The sequence below is a fragment of the Sorangium sp. So ce176 genome (assembly GCF_051519835.1).
GTDB classification, from domain to species: Bacteria; Myxococcota_A; Polyangia; order Polyangiales; family Polyangiaceae; genus Sorangium; species Sorangium cellulosum_G.
In genome coordinates this window covers 5,718,660-5,744,949 of the sequence record NZ_CP150371.1, presented here as the reverse complement: position 1 = coordinate 5,744,949, position 26,290 = coordinate 5,718,660, and the positions used below count along the sequence as shown (strand labels likewise).

Here is a 26,290-nt window from a genome sequence, read left to right as displayed (position 1 = left end):
GCTGCGACGAGCGCGTGGCCGACGACACGCAACACGAGGAACAGAACCATGGCATTCACTCTTCCCGAGCTCCCTTACTCCAAAGACGCACTGGTTCCCCACATCTCGGCCGAGACGCTCGATTTCCACCACGGCAAGCACCACAACGCATACGTCACGAAGCTGAACGAGCTCGTGGCAGCGGACGCGACGCTCGCGGGCAAGAGCCTCGAGGATCTCGTCCGCACGACGACCGGCGCTGTCTTCAACCAGGCAGCTCAGGTGTGGAACCACACGTTCTACTGGCACAGCATGAAGCCGCAGGGCGGCGGTGAGCCCTCCGCCGCGCTCCGTGCGGCGATCGAGGCGGCGTTCGGAAGCGTGACGTCGTTCAAGGAGAAGTTCAGCGCCGCGGCGGTCGGTCAGTTCGGCTCGGGCTGGGCCTGGCTGGTGAAGAATGGCTCCGGCAAGCTGGAAATCGTGCAGACGAGCAACGCCGGGTGCCCGCTCACGGAGGGCAAGACGCCGCTGCTCACGTGCGACGTGTGGGAGCACGCGTATTACATCGACCACCGCAATGCCCGGGCGAAGTACGTCGAGGCATGGTGGAACCTGGTGAACTGGGACCACGCCGCCTCGAAGCTGTGACCCACGCGCTCCCGTGACCCGGCGCCCGCCGGCAACGCGGCCCCCGCGGCGAAGAAGGCGGGCGTCCGGCACATCGCGGCTGTCGCCGTGAAGGCGGCGACGTCGCCGGGGTACGAAAGCAAGTCGTATGTGCTCCCCGGATTCATCGATCGATCCATCCGCTATCATCGGGGCCCGATGACCACCCGCTCTCAGAAAATCCTCGGCTGGACGCCCACCGTCCTGCTGGCCCTTTTCATGATCTTCGCCTCCGGTCTGGCGAAATTCTTCATCCGCGATGGCACCCCCGCCGCCGAGTTCACGAAGGCGCTCGGCGTCTGGGACCATCTCTACCTGATCGGCGCGCTCGAGATCATCGCCGCCGTTCTCCTTCTTGTTCCCCGCACCGCCACGCTCGGCTTCGTGATGATGGTCGGCGTGCTCGGCGGCGCGACGGCCACCGGCCTCACGCATGACGTCGAAGGCAACTGGCCGTGGTTCCCGTTCGTTCTCATCTTCGTGATGATGATCGGCGCGTACTTCCGCACGCCGGAGCTTCTCGCCCGCGCGCGGGATCCGAGGTCCGTCCCGAACCCCGGCAAGGCTGGAACGATCGCCTCGTGGGTCTTGACCGTCCTCCTGTCCCTCGCCACCCTGGCGAGCGGCGTCCTCCAGCTCATGCCTCCCCCGAATGCGGAAGGCGCTGCGTTCATCGAACGACTGGGCATCGCGCACATCGCCGTGCCGCTCGGCATCACGAAGATCTGCCTCGCGATCCTCTTCCTCATCCCGCGCTGTTCCGTGATCGCCCTCGTGCTCATGATCGGCTACTTCTCCGGCGCTCTGGCCACGAACATGACCCGGGGCTTCACGCTTCCGGAGTACCTGCCGCTGATCTTCGTGCTCGTTTTGCTCGCGATCACCGGCTGGATCCGCAACCCCGAGCTCCGGCAGCGCCTCCTCGGACGCCCCGTGTCCGTCTGAGGATTTTCATCGTCGCGGCGGCCATCGTGTCGACATGGGCGCAGGAGGCCAAGCTCACCTCCGACCGCACGGGCTCGTCGAGGGACTTCGGAGCGAAGGTAGCGCTCATCGGATCGGGCAACAGAGCCTTTCCGGCGGAGGGCACGGCGGGCTAGACTCGACGCCCGAGAGGCAATACCCCGTCGATGCGCTGCTTGCTCTGTCATCGTCGGATCGGCGCCGCCGCGAGGTGCCCGCTGCACGGCGACGCCGCGGCGCCGCCGCGGGGAGGCGCGGCGGAGGTCGCGCCGCACGTGGCGGGGTTCGATGGGCTCCGCCCCCTCGACGAGGGCGGCTTCGCCCGCGTGTTCGCGGCCTCGCGGCGCGAGGACGGCCTCGCTGTCGCGCTCAAGATCGCGCGCCACCGAGGCGATCCGCGCTTCTCGCGCGAGGCGGCCGCGCTCCGGCGGATCGGCCCGCCCGCGGTGCCGCTGCTGCTCGCCGAGGGCGAGATCGAAGGCGGCTTTCCCTACCTCGTCCTCGAGCTCCTCGACGGGGAGACGCTGGCGCGGTGGATGGAGGCGCTCCCCGGCGCGGGCGCCGCCGCGCCGGTCGACGCCGCGCGGCTCGTGGAGGCGCTCGGCGCCGCGGTCGACAGGATCCATGCGGCCGGCGTCGTGCACCGGGATCTCAAGCCGGAGAACGCGATGGTCCGCCCGGCGGAGGCGCCGGCGTGGAGGGTCGCCCTGCTCGATCTCGGGCTCGCGCGGCTGGGGGAGGGGCACGGCGCGACGGGGGAGGGGGGGCAGCCCACGCACACGGGGCTCCGGCTCGGCAGCGTGGTGTACATGGCCCCGGAGCAATGCCTCGACGCGCGCGATGTCGACGCCCGCGCGGACCTGTACTCGCTCGGCGTCATCGCGTTCGAGCTGCTCACGGGGCGTCCGCCCTTCGTGGGAGACGCGTCGGCTGTCGTCCACGCGCACGTCTCCCAGCGCCCGCCGCGGCCGTCGGAGCTCGCGCCCGTCCCGCGAGGCGTCGACGAGGTGCTGCTGCGCGCCCTGGCCAAGGCGCGGGTCGAGCGCTTCGGGTCGGCGCGCGCCTTCTCCGAGGCCCTCCGGGCGGCGCTCGCGGGCATCGTGGCCTCTCCGCCGGCGCGGCGGGTCGAACAGCGGCGCGATGGTCGCGACGAAGGGCAGCACGGGCTCGATGAAGGGCAGCGCGGGCTCGACGAAGGGCAGCGCGGGCTCGATGAAGGGCAGCGCGGGCTCGATGAAGGGCAGCGCGGGCTCGATGAAGGGCAGCACGGGCTCGATGAAGGGCAGCACGGGCTCGAAAAGGGCAGCACGGGCTCGAAAAGGGCTCGGAGGGGTCGAAAAGGGCTCCAGCGGGGCGGTGCACCCCCCCGGAGCCCCGGTGCACCCCCCCGGAGCCCCGGTGCACCCCCCCGGAGCCCCGCCGACTCCCGCCATGCCGCTGCGACGCCCGGTCCCGCCCCGCCGCGGCGCAGCCCCGTCGCGCTCCTCGCGGTCCGCTCCGCCGCGCCGATGGACCATGTCGTCGGCATCGCCGCCTCCTTCGGCGGGCGGCTCGCCAGGGTGCAGGACGGGATCTACGTCATCGCCTTTCCCGGAGCCGCCCGCCCGCGCGCCCGCGCCGCCCTCGCCGCGGCCCGGCGGCTCGTGGCCGCGCCGGACCACGCGACCTCGGTCGCGGTGCACGTCGCCGAGCTCCAGGTGCGCGAGGGCGCGGCCGGGATGGTCTTCGCGGGCCCCGCGCTCGCCCGGCCGGCGAGCTTCTGGCCCCCCGGCGCGGCGGCCCCGGTGGCCGTCACCCCGGAGGCAGCCGCCCTCCTCGACGAGGCCGCCGACGACGGCGCCGGCGCGGGCACGGCCCCGCCGGAGACCCCGGCGGCCGATATGCCGCTCCGGGGGCGCGACGAGCTCGTCGCCGAAATCCTCGCGCAGGCGCGCGACGCGTGGCGCGACGGCGCGCCGCTCCTGCTCACCCTGCTCGGCGACGTCGGCCACGGCAAGACGCGCGTCTGCGAGGCCGTCGCCGCGGCGCTCTCGGCCGAGCCGGGCGCCCAGGCGATCGCCGTCGCCGCAAGGCCGCCCGACGTCGCCGAGCCGGCGGGGCTCGTCCGCGCCCTGCTCCGCGCCGCGCTCGCCCTCGCGCCCGGCGCGGGCGCGCCCGCGGTCCGCGACGCGTGCCTCGCGCGGCTCGGACCCGAGCTCGGCCTCGCCGCGTGGCCGGCGGTCGCCCACGCGCTCGACGCCCTCCCCGAGACCGAGCCCGCCGTCGCCGCGGTCCTCGCCGCGCCGGGAGCGCTCCGCCAGACGCTGGCGCGCGCCGCCGGCGAGGCGCTCCAGCGGCTCGCGCGGGAGCGCCCGCTCGCCCTGATCGTCGACGACGCGCACCAGGGCGATCAGGCCGGCCTCGACGCCCTCGAGATCGCGACCCTCTCGGGCGCGCGCGCCCCGCTCGCCGTCCTCGTGGCGGCGACCCCGGCGCTGTCCACGATGCGGCCGAGCCACGGCGAGCGGGCCGCGCGCGCCCTCCAGCGGACGCTCCCGCCGCTCGACCCGGGCGCCGCCCGCGCGCTGCTCCTCGACAGGCTGCACCCTGTCGAGTTCGTGCCGGAGCCGGTTGTCGCGGGCCTGCTCGACGCGGCGCAGGGGGTGCCGCTCTTCCTTGTCGAGCTCGCCGCCGCGCTCCGGCAGGCGGGCGCCATCCGGAAGGTCCGCGGCGGCCCGGGGTGGTACCTCGCCGGCGACGCGATCGCGCCCGGCGAGGCCGCGCCGATCATGAGCCGCCTCGCGCGGCGCGCGCTCGCGGGCCTGCCGCCGCCGCTCGCGGAGCTCGCGCAGGTGTGCGCTGTCGCGGGCGACGCGCTCGCGATCGACGAGCTCGGCGGCCTCGTCGACGCGGCGGCGGCCGAGGGCGCCGTCTTCGCTTGCAGGGACCTCGATCCGGGCGTCGGCCTGTCGCGGCTCGCGCGCCGCGGCCTGCTGCGCCCCGCGGACGGCGAGCGGCTCGCGTTCGCGCACCCGCTCCTCCGCGAGGCGATCGAGGCGGAGGTGCCCGCGGCGCTCCGGCGGCGGCTGCACGCGATCGCCCTCCGCCGCCTGCTCGCGGCGCCCGCGGAGCGCCGCGCCCGGCTCGCGCAGATCGCGCGGCACGCGGCGGCGGCCGGCGCGCACGCCGAGGCAGCGGCGGCCTGCTTCGAGCTCGCCGAGGACGCCCGCCGGCGCCACCTCTACGTGGACGCGGAGCGGCACTACACAGCCGCGCTCGCGGCGCTGGCGGAGCGCGAGGCGGCGCCCGCGCACGCGGCGCCGGTCCGCGCGGAGGCCGGGCCAGCGCCGGAGCGCGCGGTGAGCCGGGCCGGCGTGCTGGCGGGCCGGGGGAAGGCCCGCTACCGGGTCCAGCGCCTCGACGACGCCGTCAGCGACCTCCGCGCCGCCCGCGCGATCGCCGAGGCCACGGGAGACGACGCTGCCGTCGCGGATCTGCTCCTCGACGAGGCGACAGTCCTCGACTGGTGCGGCGACTACGCGGCCTCGCAGGCGCTCGTGGACCGCGCCGCGCCCCTCGCCGCGCGCCTCGGGGACGCCGGGCTCGGGGTTCGCAGCGACGTCGCTGTCGGGCGCGGGCACTTCCGCCGCCAGGAGCTCGACGAGTCCGTCGCGCGCCTCGCGCCTGCGGCCCGCCGCGCCGAGGCGCTCGGCGACCACGAGAGCTGCGTGATCGCCTTGCTCCTGCTCGCGCCCGCGCTCGTCTGCGCCGGGCGCGTCGACGAGGCCGAGGCGCGGTTCGAGGAGGTCATCGACCGCTGCGCGCGCGCGGGCGACCGCCTGCACCTCGGCGTCGCCTTCATGAACCGCCTCGCGGTCCGGCTCATGCGCGAGGACCCGGACGGCGCCCTCAGCGACCTCCGGACCGCCGTCGCGCTCGCGCGCGAGCTCGGCAGCGCGTTCCTCGAGCTCGGCCCGACCCACAACCTCGCCGAGCTGCTCTACTGGAGCGGCGAGCTCGACGAGGCGCTGCCCCTCGCGGTCCGCGCCTCGGAGCTCCAGCAGCGGTTCTTCGGGGCGCGCCTCGTGCCCGATTACGCGCTGCTCGTGGCGCGGATCCACTGCGCGCGCGGCGAGCTCGCCGAGGCGCGGCGCCACCTCGACCAGGTGCTCGGCCACGCCGATGTCGACGCGCTGCCGCCGGTCACGCGGGCGCTTGTCCGCCTCTGCGCGCAGGTCGTGCAGGGCGGAGACGCGCCGGACGAGCTGTGGGACGCGCTCGTGGCCGAGGTGCGGGAGGCCTCCATGCTGAGCGAGCACATCGAGGTGCTCTGCTTCGCCGCGGCCGCCGCGCTCCGCCGCGGCCGGCTGGAAGCGGCGCGCCGCTGGCTCGGCGACGCCGCGGCGCAGACGGCGGGCTCGCGGTTCTGGAGCGGGCGGCTCGCCCAGCTGGCCGCAGAGCTCGACGCGCGGGCGCGGCCGTGAGCTCCGGTGGGGCGCCGACGTGGCGGCCGGAGCGACAATCGCCCTCCTCGTGTCGCGGCGCTGACCACGGCCCTCCTCACCTGGCCCCGGCGAGCGCGCGGCCCGCGACGGGCGATCCGCGTGGCACGCCGGCTGCTCGACGCCATGCACCCATGCGAAAGGCACGATCATGAACCGACGAACCGTCTGCCTCGGCCTCTCCTCGTTGCTCCTGACCGCGGGCCTCGGGCTCGCGGCCACCGTCTCCGGCGCGCCGCACGCGCCGCCGGTCCCGCTGATGCAGTTCGGCAACCACCTCACGCTCGACAGGCTCGGCTTCAACCTGCTCACGACCAACCGGCAGAGCCTCACGGCGCTCGTCAACAACCCGCTCAGGACCGAGTCGTTCGCGCCGAAGGCGGCCCTCCGCGGCAATGTCGTCGCCGGAGCGCTCCGGGGGCACCTCCCGGCCCCTCGCGGGAGCGCCGCCACGACCAAGCCGCTGAAGGACCGCTCCGGGAAGCCCGTCGAACCGGGGGCGCTCCACAAGGCGTTGCTGGATCCCGCCGCGCGCGAGGTGATGAAGGACCTCGTCGAGTGCGCGCTCGGCAGCCACCAGAGCGTCTCGTGGACGCCGGGGGCACAGGCGTGGGGCCCGACCGCCGAGGAGTCCGCGGAGGTCAGCCGCGCGCGCCAGCTCACGTGGCGCGGCGTCGGCGCCGGGCTCTGCCCCGCGTGGGCCGCCGGCGCCCCCGACGCGCGCTGCCAGGAGCTCGTGTCGGCCTGCCTCCTGACGAGGAACAACGCCATGGGCAGGATCGAGGACATCTCGATCCGGGGCGGCGCCATCGCGACGAGCCCGGCGGAGCTCCAGAGGTATCCGGAGCGGGAGGGGGCCTTCTTCGGCAACCTGCTCGACCCGGCCGCGCTGAACCCGACCGCAGAGAAGCTCTCCGTCGACCAGACCCGGCCCACGGTGGACGTGATCTACAGCAAAGCGTTCGTCTGCTCTCCGCCCGATACGCGCGCCCTGAGGGCGTTCGGCTGTGACCAGGGGACATGGGTGAACTGGATGTCGTCGCGCCTCTGCGCCGTCCCGGACCCGAAGGGGGGGAGTCATCATCAGGGCTGTGTCGCCGAGTATGTCGGCGCGTGCGGCGTGCGGGACGAGCAGCTGCCGCCGCAGGTCTCGCAGCACGTCTGCGCCCCGGAGGACCCGAGGCAGCACACGTACCCGAGCTGCACTGCGGGCGGCCGCGCGTGGGCGCACCCCGTCACTGTGTTCCTTCCGAGCGCCCCACGCACAGGCAGCGCGAGAGGTTGCTTGCCGCAGCCGCTCCCCGACGCGCGCTCCCGCCTCCTGTCCCCCGTCGTGGACCCGATGCCAATCCGCACCCGCCCGGAAGAGCTCCGGCAGGGCGGCGGCGCGCCGATCGCCCCGCGGTCGCCCGTCGCGCCGGCGGACGCCGCCAGGGTGCGCAAGGGCCCTCAGGCTCCGGCGCGCTGACGAGGCCGCCGTCGGCCTCGGCCGGCGGCGCTGTCGCTCCCCCGTCCTACCCGCCATCCTCCGCGCCCGGCGCCAGCGCCGTCCCGCACCTTCGCGCCGCTGCCCGGGCGAGCGATCTCGCCCCCTTGCTGCCCGCCGTCGACGCCCTCATCGCGCGCTGCCTGGCGAAAGCGCCGGACCAGCGCTGCCAGGGCGTCGCGCCGGGCTCGAGGAGGGCTATTGCCGCGTCGCTCATGTCACTCCCCGGTTGCGAGAGGGGTGGTATTGCCGAGACGCCCGGCCTCCGGAGGGCTCCGGGGGCCTGCCGCGGACGCAGAACCAGGGAGGGACTGGGCGGCGCGGCGCGAGCGATCCCGGATCGCGCGATCCGCCTCGTGGGCCTGTCGCGGCCGGGGGGGCGCTGTCGCCTCCGCGTCGCAGCCGACGGTCGTCGTGTCGCCGGGCAGGCGACACGACGCCGGGCCGACGCTGCACCCTGCGCGTTCCGCGCCTCGATTCCAGGGCATGGATCCGACGGAGAGGCTGGCATGTGCCGTGCTGAGGTGTCGTGCCGAGGCGCCGTCCCGAGGCGCCGCCCCGAGGCGCCGGAAGCGCCGAGGGACAACGCCGATCACCAGGGATGACGAGGTCGACGAAGCGATTCCCCCCGTCCTGCGGACCCGGGGAGAGCACGCGTCCGCCGCGTCGTCCAGGCCGCGGGGGCCTTCGGCCCAGCGCGCGGGCAGCCGCGCCTTCTTTGTGAGTGAAAAAAAGGAGACAGCTATGAAATACAGCGCCGTCGTCATGTTTCTTGGTTCGTTGCACCTCGCGGGGTGCGCCGTCGACGCCGAGCCGCCCGTGGACACCGGCATCGAGGCGGTCGGCCCGGTCGCGGAGGCCGAGGAAGCCTCGGATATCGGACAGGCGGAGAGCGCGCTGGGCACCGGCGAGCGGCTCTATTATCATGAGACGTTCAAGGTCCGCGGCTGGGTCGTGGAGGAGACCCACTACGAGGTGCTCCCGCGATCGGGCAGCCGGAAGTGCAGCCCCGGCTATCAGCGGTCCGATATCGACGTGATCCACCGTGGAAACGGGGATTGCTCGTTCGACAAGTGGCTGAGCCCTGGCGATCCGACCGACTGCGGCGCGAGCATCCGGGTCAAGCGCAGCGCGGGAGGGGACAACATCTGGAACGGCGAGTGCGAGGTGTCGATCTTCGAGAAGCCGATCCTCACGCGCAACAACAGCTGCGTGTCCCATTGCGGCGGGGCCGCCCTCGAATGCCAGTGCGACCCGCTGTGCCTCTACTATGACGACTGCTGCTCGGACTTCACGCTCGCCTGCATGAGCGGGAGCGGCCGTCCCTGAAGCGATCCCGAGGGCGCCGAGGCGGCTCGTTTCACGAGCGCGCTCCGGCGCCTTGGGTCGCCGGAGCGACAGGCGTCCGGCCCGCTGTCGCCGCGCGGGCCACAGGGACGCCGCGGCGGGGGCTCGGGATGGCGCGCGAAACGGCCAGATGACGCTGGCGCGACGCGTGCAATTGCGCGGTCGCGAGGAGGCAGGGGACCGATGGATCGCCCCGGCTCCTCCTCGTGAAAGGCGCAACGATGAACCGACAAACCGCTGCTCTCGCCCTCACTGCGTCCTCCGCCCTGTCCCTCGCGGCGAGCCTCGCGCTCGCGCACACCGGCGCCGACGTCAGCGCCGCCGATCTCGGCCCCGTCGATGGGTCGCTCCTGAGCACCCCGGCGACCGTGCGGATGATGGTGTTCGGCAACCACCTCCCGCTCGAGATCCTGGGCGGCAACCTGCTCACAACGAACCGGGACAGCCTCGAGGCGCTCATCGAGAGCCCCCTGGCGACCGCGTCGTTCAGGCAGGGCACGCTCCACGAGGCCCTGCTCGATCCGTATGCGCGCGAGGTGATGCAGGCCCTGGTGGAGTGCGCGCTCGCGAGCGACCAGAGCGTCTCGTGGTCTCCGACGCCGGAGGAACGCTCGGCCCTCGCCGACGCGGCGGGCGCCTCGGGGATCTTCGCTGGCGGCTCCTCGTGGACGTCGCTCGAGTACGGCGTGCGCGCGCCGAGAAAGGACGTGATCATGTGGCATGGGAGCGCCGGGCTCTGCCCCGACTGGCACACCGACAAGCCTTCCGAGGCGTGTCAGGAGCTCGTCTCTGCCTGCCTGCTCGCGAGGAACAACGCGTTCGGCGCGACCGTCGACATCTCGATGATATGGCAGGCGCTCGCGCCGGAGGGCTCGGATGTGGCCGCGCCGAGCCCGGAGGCGCTGGAGGAGGCCGCGCGCTTCCCGGTGCGGGAGGGCGCGTTCTTCGGCAACCTGCTGGACCCCGAGCAGCTGAACGAGCGGGCGGAGGTGCGCCTCGACAAGGAAAAGGGGTACGAGATCGCGCGGCCGGCGCTCGACAAGGTGGAATTCGTCTATGAAGCCGCCTTTTTCTGTCACCCCTCCGATCACTCCGCCGTGTTCTTCGATTTCGTTCGTTACGCGAGCGAACGCGCCTGCGTCAATCCCTATGGCGAGACAGCGGAAGGCTGCCTGGCCAGGCATGTAGGCGCATGCGGTGACTACCCGAGCGGCGACGAGGCGCGGATGGGGCCAGCGGACGTATGCCAGCAGGAGATCAGCGACCCGCTGACGGGCCGGAAATTTTACGGCGACTGCGGGTTCGGCGTGTGGAAGAACCCCATCACCGTGTTCCTGGAGGAGGACTGCCGGATCAATCCCGCCGTCTGTGCGCTGGGGGACGAGGATCTCGCGCCGACGCTCGGCGACTGGGCTCCTCCTGTCCTGTCCTTCGAGGACAGATGCGATCTCTTCCCGGCCGCGTGCTCGATCGTGAGCGGGTCGTTCCAGGAGGAGCGCTATCCCGTCTCAAGGCCGCTCACGGAAGCGGCCACGCCCGCCGTCCGCGTCTCCCGCTAGCCTCGAGCGCCGCCCCCTCGCGGCGCGGGACCCCCGGAGCGCGAGCCTGCCCGCGCCATCGCGCGCTTGCGTTCCGCCGCGAGCTCGGGCGATCTCGTCGCAGCATGGCGGCGACAACGAAGCCTCACGACCTCACCGGCACCCTCGCCGACGAGGACCCGAGCGCCTCCGACGACCTCGCCCCCGGCACCCTCGCCGGCGACTTCCTCGTCGAGGAGGCGCGGAGCCACGGCGGCTTCGCGGTCGTCTACCTGGCCGAGCAGCTCGGGACGGGGCGCCCGGCCGCGCTCAAGGTCCTCCGGCGGCGCCTCGCCGCAAGGTCGCGGATCCTCGAGCGATTCCAGCAGGAGGCAGCGGCCCTGCGCCGCCTCGCCCACCCGCACATCGTCGAGATCCTCGGCGCGGGGGACCTGCCCGACGGCAGGCCCTACATCGCGATGGAGTGGCTCGAGGGCCGGACGCTCCGGCACGAGCTCCGCGCCCGCGGCGCGCTCTCGGCCGCGGAGGCGCTCGCCGTCGTCGAGGAGGTCGGCGGCGCGCTCTCCGCCGCGCACGCGCTCGGGATCGTCCACCGCGACGTCAAGGCGCAGAACATCATGGCGATCCCGCGGGGCGGGTGGTTCACGACGCGGCTCGTCGACTTCGGGATCGCCAAGCTGCTCGAGCCCGAGCGGCTCGACCGTGGGCCGATCTTCACGCAGAGCAGCGTGCTCGGGACGCCGGGCAGCATGGCGCCCGAGCAGATCGCCGGCCGCCCCGTGGACGCGCGGACCGACGTCTACGCGCTCGGCCTGCTGCTGTACGAGCTGCTCACCGGGCAGCCCGCGTTCCAGGCGGACAACCTGATCGAGCTCGAGGAGCTCCAGCTCTTCGCGCCACCGCCGCGGGCGGGCGATCTCGTGGCCGTGCCGCCGGCCGTCGACGCCGCGCTCGCGCGCTGCCTCCAGAAGTCGCCGGACGCGCGCTACCCGGGCGTGGACGCGCTCCTCGCCGACCTCCGCGCGGCGCCGCTCGCGGCGCGGGACGAGGCCGCCGTGAGCGACGCCGCGGCGCTGCACGTGGGCGTGAGCCTCGACGCGGGGGACGAGCTCGACGCGGCGGCCTTCGACGACGCCGAGGCGGTGCTCGCGCTGGCCCGGCGCGCCGCGGCCGACGCGGGGCTCGTCACGGTCGTCGACGGCGGCGGCGTGCTTGTCGGCGCGACGACGCTCCCCGGCGATCCGGAGGGCGGCCGCGCCGCCCGGGCCCGGCTCGTCCGCGCGGCGCGCGCGCTCGAGGCGACCATCGCCGCGCGGCCCTCGCCGAGCCCGGCGGTCCAGGTCGCGCTGGTGCTGCACGCCGCGCCCGCGCGGGTCCAGGGCGCGAGAGGACAGCAGCGGTTCCAGGGCGGGGAGCTGCTGCGCCTCGACGAGTGGACAGCGGGGTGCTCCCGGAGCGGCCTCGTGATCACGCCCGCGGCGCGCGCCGGAACCGACGAGCGATGAGCGACGAGCGATGACCGACGAGCGATGAGCGACGAGCGATGAGCGCTGTCGCCTCCTACGCGCAGGGCAGGATACGCAGCACCTTGATCCTGGTCCTCGTGCTGCCGGGCGCGACGAAGGCCGCGCTCCCGTCGGGGAACGCGACGAGGTCCTGGTAGCGATTGCCGAGCACGTCGACCTTCAGCGGCTCGCCTTCGGCCTCGCCCGTCGCGCGGTCGCGGGTCTGCACGTACAGCGCGCGCGCCGGGTCGTTGCGGGCGATGTCGCCCGCGGCCGTGGTGCTCTCCCAGGCGGCGATCATGCGGGAGCCGCCGTAGGCCGCCAGGTGAGGCGCGCGGTGGTTCAGGCCCGCGTCGCTGGCGATCGTGAGGTCCTGGTCGGCGGCGCCGCCCGTGAAGTGGAGCAGCCGCACGTCCGCGAGCCCGTTCGCGCCCGCCGGCTGGCCCGGCCGGATGTTGCTGGCCGTGAGCCAGGTGCCGCCGCCGACGGCGGTCACGAGGTTTCCCAGGTTCGAGTACGCGAGATCGACAGGATAGATGGTCGTGTAGCTGGGCGCGAGCGCGATGCGGTTGTTGTTGTCTGTCTTGCACACCGTCACGAATTTGCCCGCGCGCTCGTCCCAGAGGATGCGCTCGTAGCCGCTGTGGCTGCAGCCCCAGTCGAAGCCGTCGCTCCGAAGCGCCCCGGCCGCGTCGACCACCTTCATGCGATCTCCCTGGTGGATGTTGATACAGCCCCCTTGCGAGACGCTGAGCGCGGCGCCGAAGTAACCCGCGTAGCGCGCGCCGTCGAAGGCGATGCGGCCGTGGTGAGCGTACCACCAGATCATGGTCACGTTGGGCCCGGTGGGGCCTGTCGAGTAGGGCGGCAGCGCGGCGCTCGAGCTGGTGAGCTTGGTCGCCCAGGTCTCGCTCGCGCCGTCGAAGCGCACCATGTACATGTCGTGACAGGGAATCGGGGGTGACGGAGGCGTGCCGCAGAGGTTCGCCGGCGCGCCGCAATTCAACGTTCCGCCGCCCTCCGCATCGCGGGTCAGCAGCAAGACCCCGCCGTCGTCGTCGGCGTGCAGATCGGAGAAGTCGTTTGCGGGCAGGCCGATCGGGGGGCCCGCCACCTGATCGTCGCGGTCGAGCTGGATGACGTGGACCTGGTCGTCGTCGCCCATCCAGGCGAGGCGCGCGCCGCGGGACGGCAGCGGCGAGATGACGAGCGGCATCAGCGCGGCCTCGTCCTCGTTGTTGATCACGGGGATCCCGACGTCGATCTCGGTGATGCGGATACGATCTCGGGTGACGCCGCACGCGCCCGGGCCAGGATCGCCGCCCGCGCCGCCGCCGCCCGCGCCGCCGCCGCCGCCCGCGCCGCCGCCCGCGCCGCCGCCGCCCGCGCCGCCGCCGCCCGCGCCGCCGCCGCCCGCGCTCGCCCCTCCGGCGCTGCCGCTGCTCGCGCTGCTGGCCCCCCCGCCGGTGCCGCTGCTGCTGGTGCTGCTCGTCCCTCCGGCGCTGCCGCTGCTCGCGCTGCTCGTCCCTCCAGGGCCACCGCTGCTGGTGCTGCTCGTCCCCCCGGAGCCGCCGCTCGCCGTCGAGCTCGACTCTCCCACGCAGGCCGCGGGCCAGGTGGCAAGAACAAGAGACGAGACGACCCGCAGGGTTCGTAGGGACATCTCGTCAAGCTACAGCTCGGATACCTCGCATCACAAGGATTTCATGAAGAGCAGAATTGCGCACGGCGTTCGCTCCCCTGGCCGCACCGCATCTCAGCGCGCCTTCAGAACACCTTCAGCACCCGAGCCGCCGCACGAGCTTCCCGCCGTGCGCTCGGCTGGGCGCGAGAGGGAGCGCGGCGAGCGCCGGTCCCACGCCGCGTCGTCTCCGTGGCAGGCTGCGGGCCGCTGTCGCCTCCGCGTCGCAGTCGCCGAACGCGCTTGTCGCCTGGCGGGCGACACGTCCTCGGAACGGGGCGGCTCCGCTCCTCGCGGCGGGCCTCGACCGCACAAAGCCGAGCGGCCGCGGAGGCGGCACAAGTCGTGCTGAACGCGATGAAGGCGCGATGAAGGCGCGATGAAGGCGCGATGAAGACGCGATGAGAACGCGATGAAAGCGCGATGAACCCGATGCGTTGCTCCTGCGATCCGGCGTGCACGACGTGCGGCGACCGCTGCCCCGACAACGCGGCGGCCTGCACGCGGCAGCGCGCCGCAGCGGCAGGGGCGCGGGCTCACCCGAGGTCGCCCGCGTCCGTGCTGGTCTCCCATCCTTCCAATCGAGGTGCGTTCATGTCGAGGCGTGAGCATGGCGGCCCGTGCGCGCGGGGCGCTCTGATAGCTGTCTTCCTTTGCCTTCTGCTCGCGGCCTGCTCGCAGAAGGACACAGCGCCTGCGCCGGTGCGAGGCGCGCCTCACAGCGCGGCGCTCGGCTACCCGCGCGGGCTCTTCTGGCGTGAGCCGGAGAAGCTCGATCGCGTCGTCGCCTCGGCGGCCCACATCCTGATTGCCGTTCCCTCCGACAAGCCCTCGCGGACGACGTTGTGGATGCCGGTGCGGCAGGTGAGCAGGACGCGCGCCGAGGCGCTCCGCATCGCGCAGGAGGTCCTGGAGCAGCTCGCGGACAGGCCCGATCGATTCGGCGAGCTCGCCCGCCGTACCTCGGACGACGAGGCCTCGGCGCCCCACGGCGGCGAGCTCGGGCTCTTCCGCGTGATGCGGCTGTCGCCGCCGATCGTCGACGCCATCGCGGCGCTCAGGCCGGGCGAGATCTCGCGCGTCGTCGAGACCGAGCTCGGGTTTCATGTCCTCCTGCGGAAGGCCGCCCCGGAGCGGCCCAGCCGGCTGTCGGCCCAGCGCATCCTCATCGGCTACCGGGGCGTCCAGGCGGAGGGGCTCCGGCCTGGGCGAGGCGATCGGACGAGGGGAGAGGCGCTCCGCCTCGCCGAAGAGGCGCGCGCGCTGGCCGCCGCGGCGCCCGCCTCCTTCGACGAGCTCGTGCAGCGCACCTCGGACGCGCTCGACGTGGCCGGAGGAGGCGACATGGGCGCCTGGTCGACCCACGAGCTCGGCGCCGAGCCGCTCCTCATGAGCGTGCTCGGGCAGGCCGCGGAGGGCGCCGTCACCCCTGTCATCGACACCCGGTGGGGGTTCCAGGTGCTGCGGCGCAGCGGTCGCGTGGAGCGGGAGGAGCTCGCCGCCTCCACGATCGTCATCGGCCATCAGGGGGTCTCGCCGCGCTTCCTCTCGCGCCCAGCCGAGCGCACGGCGGAGGACGCGCGGCGGCTCGCCGAGGAGCTCGCGCTGGAGGCCGGCGGAGCGGCTGGCAAGTTCGAGGAGCTCGCGCGCGCTCACTGCGACGCTTGGCTGTGCGGCGGGCCCCCCGCTGTCTGGACGCAGGGGAGGATGCTCCCCGAGATCGAGCAGGCCGTGCGCCGGCTCCGGATCGGCGAGGCCAGCGCGGCCCCTGTGGAGACGTTCCTCGGCCCCGTCCTCGTCCGGCGCGAGGACCCGGCGCGCCACGCGCTGCGCGACGAGGATCCGCGGCGCGCGCCGACGACGACCCGGTTCCCCGACTCGAGCCCCTGGCAGATGGCCGACTACGTCCAGAAGCTCGACGGGCCGCGCCTCGCGCTGTTCTCGCGCCAGTTCGAGCGGCACATCACGGACGTGATGCAGCTCGCGGAGGAGGAGCGGGCGCAGCTCGCGGCGATCCTCGCGTCGCTCTCGTCCACCCTCGAGCGCTGCGCTCCGGAGGAGCGCGGCGCGCTCATCGAGGCGGCGGAGCGGGAGGCCGCGCTCGTGCTCGGGAGCCGTCGCTACGCAGAGCTCATCGCGGCGCGGGAGCGATGGTTCGAGGCGATCACCAGGATGTGAGGCGGCGGCTCGGCCGCCCCTCGCAGCGCGGGCTCCGCCCGCGAGAGGACACGCTGTCTCGTTCAGAAAGGAGAGCTGGATCCATGTTGAAGAAGCTGGTCATTGGCGCCCTCGGCGCCGTCGCCCTCGCCGGGGCGCTCGTCTCGTCGAACGCAGAGGCAACCTGCACCATCGACAGCGACTGCAAGCGGCAGTTCGGCTGCGCGTCGTGCAACACCGCCTATGCGCTCGGGATCACCGGCACGGCGTGGCAGGGCCGCTCGGCGACGGACATCAACGGGGCTCGAACGTCGTACCGGACCCGCCGCACGACGGCGGGCAACGGCGGTGGGCTGACGGTGGAGGCCACCGAGGTAGGGAGCTCGTTCCATACAGTCTACGGCAGCATCGCGTGCTCGGGAAGCACGACGTCGGAGCTCATCGAGCTCCACGAGACCGGCTCTCGCACTGTCTTCTGCCCGCCGTCGATGTCCCCCGTGCGCGCCGACACGAGCATCCATTTCCCTGACGAGCTCTGTCCTTTCGACCAGATCTGCGCCTTCAACTGAGCCGGAGGCGCGCCCCGGGCAGCGCTCGTGCGGCGTCGCGCCGCGCGGGCACTGCCGGCCGCTCCTGAGGGACCACGATGCTGCACGGGATCGACGGACTCGGCGTCGCCACGACCGCCATGGCGGTGCTCCTGCTCCGCGCGCTGCCAGCCGCCGCTGTCGCGCTCGTCTCGAAGGGCGTGAGCGCGGGCGACCGGGCGGTGGTGCTGCTGCTCTATGCGGCGCTCGCCGCCTGGGTAGGCCGCCTCGCCCCCGTGCACATCGAGCGGCTCGCCGTCCTCTGCGCTGCGCTCGGGTACTGGGTCCTCGCCGCGGCCCTCGTCGCCGCGCTCGTGCGCGCCGGGGCGTGGCGGCGCGTGCCCGCCCCGGCCGCCCTGATCCTCGTCGCCGCCGTGTGGCTCGCCGCCCCTGCGGCGCTCCTGACCGGGCCCGCGCGGGCCGCCGTGGTGCTGGCGGGCGTCGACGGGATGTTCTCGATCTACAGCCTCGTGCGCGACGGGGACCCCCGAACGCCCCTCCGCGACAGCCTGTTCTTCCTCCTCGTCGATCCGACGCTTGTGCTCTCGCAGCGCGCGCGCCGCGTCGCGGCGCCGGGGCTCAGGCGCCGCGACGCGGCGCGCCTCGCGCTCGGCGTCGCCGCCGTCGCGGCCAGCGTGGCGCTCGCCCTCGCCGCGGCGCCGCTCCTCTCCGGCCCGCGCGGGCTCGCTGTCGAAGCGCCCCTGTACGCGCGCGCCATGGCGATCGCCGGGATCATGGCGCTCTCGTTCTATGCCGGTCACTCGGGGGTCGCGAGCATCCAGATCGCGCTCCTGTCGATGCTCGGGTTTCGCGTCGGCGAGCGATACGTGTTCCCCCTGGCCGCCACGAGCCCTCGTGACTTCTGGCGCCGCTGGAACGTCCACCTCGGCCAGTGGCTCCGGCGCTACGCCTACATTCCCTGCGTGCGTTCGCTCGGGCGGCGCGTGCCGGTGCCTGTCGCCGATGCGATCGCCGTGCTCGCCGCGTTCGGCCTGTGCGGCGTCCTCCACGCCGGGGTGCAGCTGCTGATTCACGGCCAGATGCCGTGGACGGTGGTGGCCGCCTTCGGCGTGCATGGCTGCGCGCTCGTCGCGTGGGACCGCGCGGCGCGCGCGTGGCGGGCGCGCCCCGGCCGCGGGACGGGCTCGGCCGCCTCGCGCGAGGCGTCGCGGCTCCTCTTCCTTCAATTCTCCCTCGTGATGCTCCTCTGGCTCTATCCGGCGCTCGCCGGCGCCTCGGCATCTGCCAGGTGACCGATCGCGCCGGCGCGCGAGCGCCGTGGGGCACGGCGCCGCGCTCGTCGTGAGCCCGCTGCGGTCCCCTGTCCCGGAGCTACCCGTGGGGCTCGCGCTCCGGCCCGAGGCCGTGGCGGTGCAGCAGGCGGTACAGGTACCGCCGATCCAGCCCCGCGGCGGCCGCGGCCCGCGAGACCTTCCCGTCATGGGCCCGGAGGAGCGCCTCGAAGTAGCGGCGCTCGAAGTCCGCGAGCACCCGGTCGCGCGCCTCGGCGTAGGGCACGCCGACGTCGATCGCCGCCGGCGCGCTCGGCGGCGCCTGATCGCCCATGGGCGGCGGCGCGCGGAACACGAGGTATTGCTCCACGTAGTTCCTCAGCTCGCGCACGTTGCCCGGCCACGCCGCGCGCTTCATCCGGGCGATGACCTGCGGCTCCCGCAGCGCCGCGGCCTCCTCCGGCGTCGCGTGGAGCGCGGCGAGCAGATCGTCGAGCAGCGCCGGGATGTCCTCCGGCCGCTGCCGCAGCGGCGGCATCGGGATGCGCACGACAGCGATCCGGAAGTAGAGATCGGCCCGGAAGCGGCCCGCGTTGACCTCGGCGCGCAGGTCCCTGTGCGTGGCGGCGATGACGCGCACGTCGACGGGCCGCGGCGTGTTGGTCCCGACGCGGCGGATCTCGCGCGCCTCGAGCGCCCGCAGGAGCTTCGGCTGGAGGTCGAGCGGCAGCTCGCCGATCTCGTCGAGGAAGATCGTCCCGCCCGACGCCTCCTCGAAGGCGCCGATCCGCTGCTCGCCCGCGCCCGTGAACGCGCCCTTGGCGTGCCCGAAGAGCTCGCTCTCGATGAGGTTGCCGTGGATCGCCCCGCAGTCGACGACAACGAACGGCCTGTCCCGCCGCGCGCTCCGCTCGTGCACCGAGCGCGCCGCCTGGCTCTTGCCGGTGCCCGTCTCGCCCTCGAGCAGCACTGTCACGTCGCGCTCCGCGGCCCGCGCCAGCATCGCGAACACCGCCCGCATCGCCGCCGACGCGCCCGAGAGCGCGCCGAACCGCGCCTCCTCCCAGAGCGGGAGGCGGTTGTGCTCCGTCCCGAACTCGAAGCGCGCCACCGTCTTGCCGAGCCGGATGAGGCTCCCGGTGCGCAGGAGGGCCTCGATCACGTGCACGCCGTCGACAACGGTGCCGTTGTGGCTCCGGAGGTCGCGGACGCGCGCGCCGCCCGCCTCGATGCGGATCTCGCAGTGGAACCTGGACACCGTGGCGTCGGCGACCAAGAGATCGTTGCCCTCGCCCGACCCGATCGAGCACCGATCGGCGGAGGAGTCCCAGACGGCGCCCCTGGCCGGCCCCTCCACGAGCTCGACGCGGAAGCGGCGGACCATGCCCGCGCTGTCGTCCAGGCGCGCGCCCGGGTGGGTCAGCGTGTCCGCGCCGCCCGCGGCTCTCTTCGGAGGTTCGCTCGCCATGGCGACACGATACTACGGCGACGTCCCGCCCATCGAGGCGGCCGCGGCGCGGTCCCGCTCAGAAGGACCCGATCGGCCCGGCGACAGCGGGCGCGAACGACGACGGCCCTCAGCGCATGTCGTCGATCGCGCCGCGGATGAGCCGCACGAGGTCGCGCCGCATCTCGGCGCTCACCGTGTGGCCGACGTCCGGGTAGCTCTGCAGGCTCGCCTTGACCCCGAGCCCGCTCAGCGCCGCGATCGCGTCGCGGGTCGGGCCGAACGGCACCCGCCGGTCGGCGTCGCCGTGCAGCGCCACGAGCGCGGGCGTCGCCGGATCCGCCGCGCTCCCGGCGGGCAGCACCGCGGCGGGGACCCAGCCGCTCACGGGGAACGCCGCGCCGACGACGCGCGGGTGGCGCAGCGCGAGCGCGAAGCTGAGCGCGCCGCCCTGGGAAAAGCCTGTCACGACGGCCTTGCCGCGCGTCGGCCGCTCGGCGGCGATCCGCTCGATCGTCGCCGCGAGCGCGCCGGCCGCGCGCAAGATACCCTGTCCCACATCGTCGCTCCCGAGCGCCCGCTGGAGAGGAAACCACGAATAGCCGTCATTGTACGGCGTGAGCCCGCGCGGCACGATGAGGCGCGCCTTGAAGTCGGCGCCCGAGAGCAGCCCCGCGAACGACTCGGGCCTGTCGCCGAGCCCGTGAATCGCGACGACGAGCGGGAGCGCCTCGCTCCGGTCCGCGCCACCGGTGATCTCCTCGAGGTACTCGACCGCGGCGGCGGGGGCCGTCGTGCTCGCGGCAGGCGCGGCGGGAGGCGCCTGCGACCCTGTGCCCGCCCCGACGCCGCCCCCGGACGGCGCTGCCCGCCGCTCGCACGCGGCGAGCGCGGCGAGCAACGCGAGCGCGAACCAGGCGGCGCGGCGGCGGCGGTGAGAGGGGCGCATGGAGGTGAGGGTGCTGAATCCGCGGCGCGGCAGCAACGGCGAACTTACCCCGGAGGCGACGCCGCCCCGCCTCGGCAGGAGCAGCGAGCCATCGAGATCTCCTGCGAACTCCGGTGTTCACCGGAGATCACCCGCGCGAGAGAGCGAATCTGGCGCTGTTGGATTTGTCTGCTTCAGGGCGATCGCCAGGCCTCGGCGCAGAAATAGGGTAGTTTGGGGTTGTTAGTAAAGAGTGCTTCCAACATAACTTGATCGAGCTGCTTATCGGGAGAATTCGATGAACTCACTGGCTTATCGATTGACCAGCTCCCCGCGATGGCGGCGGGCGCTCGGCGCGGGGGTGAGCGTCGCTGCGCTCTTGCTCTCGGGGTGTACGGGCTCCGTGGGGGAGGGGGACGAGGGCGGCGGCCGCGTGCCGGGCGGCTCGACGGGCGGCTCGACGGGCGGCTCGACGGGCGGCGCGGCAGAGGCGCAGGTCGCCGAGCGCAGCATGTTCCCGCGGCTGAGCCACGCGCAGTGGGAGAACACAGTGCGCGACCTCCTGCGCCTCGACGACAGGCCCGGCCTCTCGGCCTCGTTCACCACCGATCCGCTCGGCGGCGTGTTCGACAACAACGAGGCTGCGCTCCAGGTGACGCCGGGTCTCTGGGGCGATTACCAGCGGGCGGCCGAGGAGCTCGCGGCCATGGTGGTCGACGACGAGGGCAAGCTCGGCCGGCTCCTCCCCGCAGATCTGCCGGCCGAGCCGGAGGCGCGGGCGCAGGCGTTCATCGAGCGGTTCGGCGAGCGGGCGTTCCGCCGCCCGCTCACGGCCGAGGAGCGGGGCCAGTACCTCGCGCTGTTCAGCCGGGGCAAGGAGCTCTACGAGGGAGAGGAGCCGTTCGCCGCGGGCGTGCGCGCGGCGCTCGAGGCGTTTCTGCAGTCGCCCCATTTCGTCTACCGCGTCGAGCTCGGCGCGGGGCCGGCGAAGGGCGGGCTCATCCCGCTGAGCGCCTACGAGATCGCGACGAAGCTCGCGTTCCTCTTCTGGAACACGATGCCCTCCGACGAGCTCCTGGCCGCGGCGAAGGCGGGCGAGCTCGCGACCCCGGAGGGCGTCCGCGCGTACGCGGAGCGCATGCTGGAGGACCCGCGGGCCCGCGAGGTCGTCGGCGCGTTCCACCGCCAGCTCTACGACTACGAGATGTACCACGACCTCAACAAGGACCAGGCGCTCTTCCCCGAGTTCGTCCCCGAGATGGGCGACGCCCTGCAGCGCGAGGCGGAGCTCTTCGTGGATCACGTCGTGTTCGACGAGGAGGGCGGGCTCACCGACCTGCTCACCTCGCGCACAGCGTTCGTGAACGGCCAGCTCGCGGCGGTCTACGGCGTCGACGGCAATTTCGCGGACGAATTCAAGCGGGTGGAGCTCGACGCGGCCGAGCGCTCGGGGCTCCTCACGCGGCTCGGCTTCCTCGCGTCCAAGGCGACGGCGCGGCAGCCCGACTCCATCCACCGCGGCGTCTTCGTGAACCTCAGGATCCTCTGCGTCGCGCTGCCGTCGCCGCCCGACAACGTGACCGGGCTGCCGCCGGACGAGAAGGCGACCAACCGCGAGCGCGTCGAGGCGCACACGGGCAAGGGGACGTGCGGCGAGGCGTGCCACGCCACGCTCATCAACCCTGCCGGGTTCGCGTTCGAGCAGTACGACGCGATCGGCAAGCACCGGACGACCGACAACGGGACGCCGGTCAACGCCGCGGACACCTACAGGCTCGGCGGCGAGCCGCGGACCTACGCGGATGCCGTCGAGTTCAGCCAGCTCCTCGCCGAGAGCAGCGAGGCGCACGCGTGCTACGCGAAGCACTGGGTCGAGTTCGCCCAGGGCCGCGACGCGCGCGTGAAGGACAAGGCGTTCATCAAGGAGCTCGGCGAGGCGTCGCGCGGCGGCGCCTCGACCCGGGAGCTCATCCTCCGGATCGTCTCCTCCACTCCCTTCCTCGCTCGTGTCCCCGCGGAGGCGCAATGATCACCCGACGACGTGTGCTTCGAGGCCTGTTTGGCGTCACTGTCGCGCTCCCGTTCCTGGAGACCTTCGCGCCGCGGCGCGCCGCGGCCGGCACGGGCGACGTGCCGCCCTTCGCGATCTTCATGCGCCAGGCGAACGGCGTGGCGCAGGAGGTCGGCGACGAGCCCGAGATGTTCTGGCCCAGGGAGGTCGGCCCGGTGTCCGCCGAGTCGATGGCGCGGGACAGCGACCGCGCGGTGAGCGAGCTCAAGGATCACGCGAGCAAGCTGATCCTGGTGCGCGGCGTCAAGTTCGCGTTCCAGGGCAACGGGTGCGGCCACTCCGGCGGCGGCAACCAGTGCCTCACGGCGGCGCGCGTGTCGGAGGACCCGTCGGGCAACGAGTCGCTCGCGATGGGCGAGTCGATCGACAACCGCATCGCGAGCGAGCTCAACCCGCCGGGCGTCGAGCCGCTGACGCTCTACGCGGGCAGGATGGCCGGCTACATCAACGAGGTGCTCTCGTACCGCGGGCCGATGCAGCTCCGCGCCGCCGAGCGCAACCCGTTCAACGCGTACCAGAAGCTCTTCGGGCTCGTCCAGACGGACGCCGAGGCGATGAAGGCGCTCGCCGCGCGCCGCGCCAGCGTGAACGACCTGGTCCGCGGGGAGATGAAGGCGCTGATGGGCCGGAGCGACCTCAGCAAGAGCGATCGCGCGCGGCTGGAGCTCCACTTCGACAGCATCCGCGACCTGGAGGCCTCGCTCGCGTGCGAGCTCCCGGCGGAGCGGGTCGCCGAGATGGAGGCGATCTCCCCGAAGGCGGGCAGCAACGACAACGTGGAGGCCGTCGCCCGCATGCAGATGGACATCATCGCGCTCGCGATGGCGTGCGGCGTCACGCGCGCGGCGACGCTCCAGGTGGGCGACGGCAACGACGGCACCGAGTACACGATCGGCGGCGTGCGGCAGAAGAGCTTCCACAAGATCTCGCACCGCATCGACAGCGACGGCTCCGAGGGCCCGCCGATCGAGGGCGCCCAGGAGCTGCACCACCAGATCGACAGGATCCACGCGCGGATCTTCAAGCACCTGCTCGACCGGCTCGCGGCCTACGACCTCGGCTCGGGGACGCTCCTCGACCACGGCGTGGCCGTGTGGCTCAACGATCTCGGCGACAAGTACCACTCGTACCGGAAGGTCCCGTACATCCTCGCCGGCGGCGCCGCCGGCGCCCTGAAGACGGGCCAGTTCGTCGACGTGAACATCACCAACAACAAGCTGCTCAACACGATCGGCGCGGCCATCGGCTGCACCAACGGCCAGGGCGGCCCGCTCGACGACTTCGGCGACGAGAGCCTGGAGGGCGGCCTGGTCGACGCGATCCTCAAGGCCTGAGCGCGTCGTCGGCCCGCGCCCCGCTGGGCCAGGGCCGACGGCGCGCGCGGGCTCCGCCGCTCAGGAGAGGAGCTCGACGGCGACCTCGACAGTGGTCTTCTGGCCGTTGCGGAGCAGGTCGACCTTCACCTTCTCGCCAGGCTTCTTGCTGTCGAGCGCGTTGTAGAGCGCGTCGTAGTCGGGGACCGGCGTGCCGTCGATGCCGACGATCACGTCGCCCAGCACGAGCCCGCGGTCGCCCTCGGAGAGGCCGCGCAGGCCGGCCTTGTCGGCGGGGCCGCCGGGGACGACGCCCATCACGATGACGCCGCGGATGCCGTTGCGGCGCTCGAGGCGGTGGGCCGGGTCGAGCTGGATGCCCAGGCCGACCTGCTCGGCCTTCCCTGTCCTGATGATCTGCGGGACGATCCGCGCGATCGTCGTCGAGGGCACGGCGAAGCCGATGCCGGCGGACGCGCCGCTCTTCGAGAAGATCATCGTGTTCATGCCGATGAGGTGCCCGCTCGAGTCGAGCAGCGGGCCGCCGGAGTTGCCGGGGTTGATGGCGGCGTCGGTCTGGATCATGTCGCGGATGGTCACGCCGCCCGCGCCCTCGACCTGGCGCCCGAGCGCGCTGATGATCCCCGTGGTCAGCGTGTGATCGAGGCCGTACGGGTTGCCGATCGCGATCGCCTTCTGCCCGACCTCCAGCGGCTCGCGCAGCGGCGCGATCTGGATCGGCTTGAGCATCTCCTTCGGCGCGTCGATCTTGAGCACCGCGATGTCCTTGCGCGGCTCGACGCCGACGACCCGCGCCGGGAACGTCTTCTCCCCCTCGAGCCGGACGACGAGCGACTGGGCGTTGTCCACGACGTGGAAGTTGGTGACGATGTGCCCGTCGGCGTCCCAGACGAAGCCCGAGCCGGAGCCGGCGGGCACCTCGACGGCGGTCCCCCAGAAGCGGTCCACCACGAGGCGCTTCTGCGTCACGAACACCGTCGCGGGGGCGACCTCGCGGAACACGGAGATCGTGTTGCGCTCGTCCTCGATGAGCGCGCCCTTCGAGGGCGGCGGGACGGGGGGCGGCAGCACGTCGATCGTCGAGGGCGTCGGGGGCGCCTCCGGGACCTTCGTCGCGCTCGGCGACTGGGGGCCGCCGGGGGTGGGCCTCTCCTTGCATCCCGGGGCGACGAGGGCAGCGGCGAGCGCGGCGACGGCGATCAAGGCTGGGAGTCGAGCGTGTTCGCGGTGGCGCATGCGGCCCAATCTAGCCTGCGATCGGCGGGCCGTCTCCTTTGCGGCGCCCGACGGTCCAGGCGGCGCGGCAGTCTGCCGCGCGCAACGGATGCGCGGGAGCGTGGACGGCGGCCGATCGCGGTGGCGCCGGATCGGATCCGAGATGCAAACGGGCGAAGTTGCGGTAGAGGTGGCCCTGACGGATGAAGCCCATGACCTCCTCTTCAACGAAATTTCAGACCACCCCCCCGGCCGTGAAGGAGCCCGTCAAGGTGCTCCTTCTGGAGAACATCCACCAGAGCGCACACGAGCTCTTTCGGTCTCGGTCGTTCGAGATCGAGACGCGGAGCTCCGCGCTGAAGGAGGACGATCTCATCGCCGCGCTCGCGGGGGTCGATGTCGTCGGCATCCGGAGCAAGACGCACGTGACGGCGCGCGTCCTGGAGAAGGCCGACAAGCTGCTCGCCATCGGCTGCTTCTGCATCGGCACGAACCAGGTCGACCTCGACGCGGCGAACCGGCGCGGGGTGCCGGTGTTCAACGCGCCGTTCAGCAACACGCGCAGCGTCGCCGAGATGATCATCGCCGAGTGCGTCATGCTGGCCCGGCAGCTCGGCGACCGGTCGCGCGAGGTGCACGCCGGCACCTGGAAGAAGGTCTCGAAGGCCTGCTACGAGATCCGCGGCAAGACGATCGGCCTGATCGGCTACGGCCACATCGGCCAGCAGCTCGGCGTGCTCGCCGAGGCGATGGGGATGCGCGTCGTCTACTACGACATCGCCCAGAAGCTCCCGATGGGCAACAACCGCCCGCTGCCGACGCTCCAGGCGCTGCTCGCGGAGTCGGACTACGTGTCGCTCCACGTGCCGGCGACGCCGGAGACGCACAAGATGATCGGCGCGGCCGAGCTCGCGCACATGCGCAAGGGGTCGTACCTGCTGAACGCGAGCCGCGGGACGGTGGTGGTGATCCCGGCGCTGGCCGAGGCGCTGAAGAGCGGGCACCTCGCGGGCGCGGCGATCGACGTGTACCCGGAGGAGCCGGAGTCGAACTCGGACGGGTTCCGCACGGAGCTGCAGGAGCTGCCGAACGTGATCCTGACGCCGCACATCGGCGGGTCGACCGAGGAGGCGCAGGAGGCCATCGGGCGGGAGGTGTCGCGGGCGGTGACGCAGTTCGCGACGACGGGGGCGACGACGGGGGCGGTGAACTTCCCGAACGTCGAGCTGCCGCCGCTCAAGGGGACGCACCGCGTCCTCAACGTGCACCGCAACGTGCCCGGCGTGCTCCGCGATGTGAACCGCATCGTGTCGGACGTGAACGCCAACATCGACAGCCAGGTCCTGTCGACGGACGCGAACATCGGGTACCTCATCATGGACCTGTCGCAGGACGTGTCGGCGGAGGTGGGCCGGCGTATCGGGGCGCTCGAGACGAGCATCCGGACGCGCGTGCTTTACTGATCCGGCGAGGGCCCGGCCTGCCGAGGAATCCCCTCGAGCTCTTCGGAAGATTCACAGGGAGGCAAGGAGGCGGGGAGGAAATCTTCGAGATCCTCCCTGTCTCCCCGCCTCCCTGTTCAATTTCTCCCCTGAAGAGGGCTGCCAGATAAGAGGACTCCTTGGCCCGGCCTGCGGTCGATCTTGGGGGGCGAGATCCGGTCGCGAAGGCAT

At 73.1% G+C, this 26,290-nt stretch carries 17 protein-coding genes; 13 read left to right on the top strand and 4 right to left on the bottom strand.

Annotation, left to right across the window (positions count from 1 at the left end):
- Window positions 1-48: 48 nt before the first annotated feature.
- From WMF42_RS21445 to WMF42_RS21415, 7 genes are all read left to right on the top strand, one after another.
- The gene (locus tag WMF42_RS21445) at window positions 49-627 is read left to right on the top strand and encodes a superoxide dismutase (RefSeq protein WP_061605670.1); all 579 of its coding nucleotides are present in this window, start codon (window positions 49-51) and stop codon (window positions 625-627) included.
- 87 nt (window positions 628-714) lie between these two features.
- Complete coding sequence (locus WMF42_RS21440; protein ID WP_061605669.1) at window positions 715-1,590, top strand: DoxX family protein; 876 nt, start codon at window positions 715-717, stop codon at window positions 1,588-1,590.
- Between the two features lie 185 nt (window positions 1,591-1,775).
- Entirely contained in the window at window positions 1,776-6,071 is a 4,296-nt protein-coding gene (locus WMF42_RS21435) for a protein kinase domain-containing protein (protein ID WP_437693941.1), read from the top strand.
- A gap of 169 nt (window positions 6,072-6,240) precedes the next feature.
- A complete protein-coding gene (locus WMF42_RS21430; protein WP_437693939.1) occupies window positions 6,241-7,557 on the top strand; it encodes a hypothetical protein in 1,317 nt (438 codons plus the stop codon).
- A gap of 762 nt (window positions 7,558-8,319) precedes the next feature.
- Window positions 8,320-8,904 carry a hypothetical protein gene (locus WMF42_RS21425; RefSeq protein ID WP_437693937.1) on the top strand — a complete coding sequence of 195 codons (585 nt, stop codon included), beginning with the start codon at window positions 8,320-8,322 and terminating at the stop codon, window positions 8,902-8,904.
- 239 nt (window positions 8,905-9,143) lie between these two features.
- Entirely contained in the window at window positions 9,144-10,481 is a 1,338-nt protein-coding gene (locus WMF42_RS21420) for a hypothetical protein (RefSeq protein ID WP_061609666.1), read from the top strand.
- A gap of 104 nt (window positions 10,482-10,585) precedes the next feature.
- Window positions 10,586-11,965: a serine/threonine-protein kinase gene (locus WMF42_RS21415; RefSeq protein ID WP_437693935.1), complete on the top strand. Its 1,380-nt coding sequence runs from the start codon at window positions 10,586-10,588 to the stop codon at window positions 11,963-11,965.
- Window positions 11,966-12,020: 55 nt separating this feature from the next.
- Here WMF42_RS21415 and WMF42_RS21410 read toward each other — a convergent pair whose 3' ends face one another.
- Window positions 12,021-13,628 (bottom strand): hypothetical protein, encoded by a 1,608-nt coding sequence (locus WMF42_RS21410; protein ID WP_437693933.1) that lies wholly within the window; start codon window positions 13,626-13,628, stop codon window positions 12,021-12,023.
- Window positions 13,629-14,348: 720 nt separating this feature from the next.
- Here WMF42_RS21410 and WMF42_RS21405 point away from each other — a divergent pair.
- From WMF42_RS21405 to WMF42_RS21395, 3 genes are all read left to right on the top strand, one after another.
- Window positions 14,349-15,824: a peptidylprolyl isomerase gene (locus tag WMF42_RS21405; protein WP_437693931.1), complete on the top strand. Its 1,476-nt coding sequence runs from the start codon at window positions 14,349-14,351 to the stop codon at window positions 15,822-15,824.
- 83 nt (window positions 15,825-15,907) lie between these two features.
- Window positions 15,908-16,372 (top strand): hypothetical protein, encoded by a 465-nt coding sequence (locus WMF42_RS21400; protein ID WP_437693929.1) that lies wholly within the window; start codon window positions 15,908-15,910, stop codon window positions 16,370-16,372.
- A 77-nt stretch (window positions 16,373-16,449) separates the two neighbouring features.
- A complete protein-coding gene (locus tag WMF42_RS21395) occupies window positions 16,450-17,643 on the top strand; it encodes an MBOAT family O-acyltransferase (protein WP_437693927.1) in 1,194 nt (397 codons plus the stop codon).
- Window positions 17,644-17,722: 79 nt separating this feature from the next.
- Here the strand turns inward: WMF42_RS21395 and WMF42_RS21390 are convergent, their stop codons facing one another.
- On the bottom strand, window positions 17,723-19,090 hold the full coding sequence (locus tag WMF42_RS21390) for a sigma 54-interacting transcriptional regulator (protein ID WP_061606403.1): 1,368 nt from the start codon (window positions 19,088-19,090) through the stop codon (window positions 17,723-17,725).
- Between the two features lie 109 nt (window positions 19,091-19,199).
- Window positions 19,200-20,018: an alpha/beta hydrolase gene (locus tag WMF42_RS21385; protein ID WP_437693924.1), complete on the bottom strand. Its 819-nt coding sequence runs from the start codon at window positions 20,016-20,018 to the stop codon at window positions 19,200-19,202.
- Between the two features lie 277 nt (window positions 20,019-20,295).
- Between WMF42_RS21385 and WMF42_RS21380 the strand changes: the two genes are divergently transcribed.
- Window positions 20,296-22,026 carry a DUF1592 domain-containing protein gene (locus tag WMF42_RS21380; protein ID WP_437693922.1) on the top strand — a complete coding sequence of 577 codons (1,731 nt, stop codon included), beginning with the start codon at window positions 20,296-20,298 and terminating at the stop codon, window positions 22,024-22,026.
- Between the two features lie 14 nt (window positions 22,027-22,040).
- Entirely contained in the window at window positions 22,041-23,402 is a 1,362-nt protein-coding gene (locus tag WMF42_RS21375; protein ID WP_233561154.1) for a DUF1552 domain-containing protein, read from the top strand.
- Between the two features lie 60 nt (window positions 23,403-23,462).
- On the opposite strand, the gene WMF42_RS21370 is transcribed toward WMF42_RS21375, so the two are convergent.
- Window positions 23,463-24,638 (bottom strand): S1C family serine protease, encoded by a 1,176-nt coding sequence (locus WMF42_RS21370; protein ID WP_437693920.1) that lies wholly within the window; start codon window positions 24,636-24,638, stop codon window positions 23,463-23,465.
- Between the two features lie 182 nt (window positions 24,639-24,820).
- On the opposite strand from WMF42_RS21370, the gene serA reads away from it, so the two are divergent.
- Complete coding sequence (gene serA / locus WMF42_RS21365) at window positions 24,821-26,080, top strand: phosphoglycerate dehydrogenase (protein WP_437693918.1); 1,260 nt, start codon at window positions 24,821-24,823, stop codon at window positions 26,078-26,080.
- The last annotated feature ends 210 nt before the right edge of the window (window positions 26,081-26,290 follow it).

Coding starts and splice junctions, on each gene's coding strand:
- WMF42_RS21445 (WP_061605670.1), top strand. CDS start 49: ATGGCATTCACTCTTCCCGAGCTCCCTTACTCCAAAGACGCACTGGTT.
- WMF42_RS21435 (WP_437693941.1), top strand. CDS start 1,776: ATGCGCTGCTTGCTCTGTCATCGTCGGATCGGCGCCGCCGCGAGGTGC.
- WMF42_RS21430 (WP_437693939.1), top strand. CDS start 6,241: ATGAACCGACGAACCGTCTGCCTCGGCCTCTCCTCGTTGCTCCTGACC.
- WMF42_RS21425 (WP_437693937.1), top strand. CDS start 8,320: ATGAAATACAGCGCCGTCGTCATGTTTCTTGGTTCGTTGCACCTCGCG.
- WMF42_RS21420 (WP_061609666.1), top strand. CDS start 9,144: ATGAACCGACAAACCGCTGCTCTCGCCCTCACTGCGTCCTCCGCCCTG.
- WMF42_RS21415 (WP_437693935.1), top strand. CDS start 10,586: ATGGCGGCGACAACGAAGCCTCACGACCTCACCGGCACCCTCGCCGAC.
- WMF42_RS21410 (WP_437693933.1), bottom strand. CDS start 13,628: ATGTCCCTACGAACCCTGCGGGTCGTCTCGTCTCTTGTTCTTGCCACC.
- WMF42_RS21400 (WP_437693929.1), top strand. CDS start 15,908: ATGTTGAAGAAGCTGGTCATTGGCGCCCTCGGCGCCGTCGCCCTCGCC.
- WMF42_RS21395 (WP_437693927.1), top strand. CDS start 16,450: ATGCTGCACGGGATCGACGGACTCGGCGTCGCCACGACCGCCATGGCG.
- WMF42_RS21390 (WP_061606403.1), bottom strand. CDS start 19,090: ATGGCGAGCGAACCTCCGAAGAGAGCCGCGGGCGGCGCGGACACGCTG.
- WMF42_RS21385 (WP_437693924.1), bottom strand. CDS start 20,018: ATGCGCCCCTCTCACCGCCGCCGCCGCGCCGCCTGGTTCGCGCTCGCG.
- WMF42_RS21380 (WP_437693922.1), top strand. CDS start 20,296: ATGAACTCACTGGCTTATCGATTGACCAGCTCCCCGCGATGGCGGCGG.
- WMF42_RS21370 (WP_437693920.1), bottom strand. CDS start 24,638: ATGCGCCACCGCGAACACGCTCGACTCCCAGCCTTGATCGCCGTCGCC.
- serA (WP_437693918.1), top strand. CDS start 24,821: ATGAAGCCCATGACCTCCTCTTCAACGAAATTTCAGACCACCCCCCCG.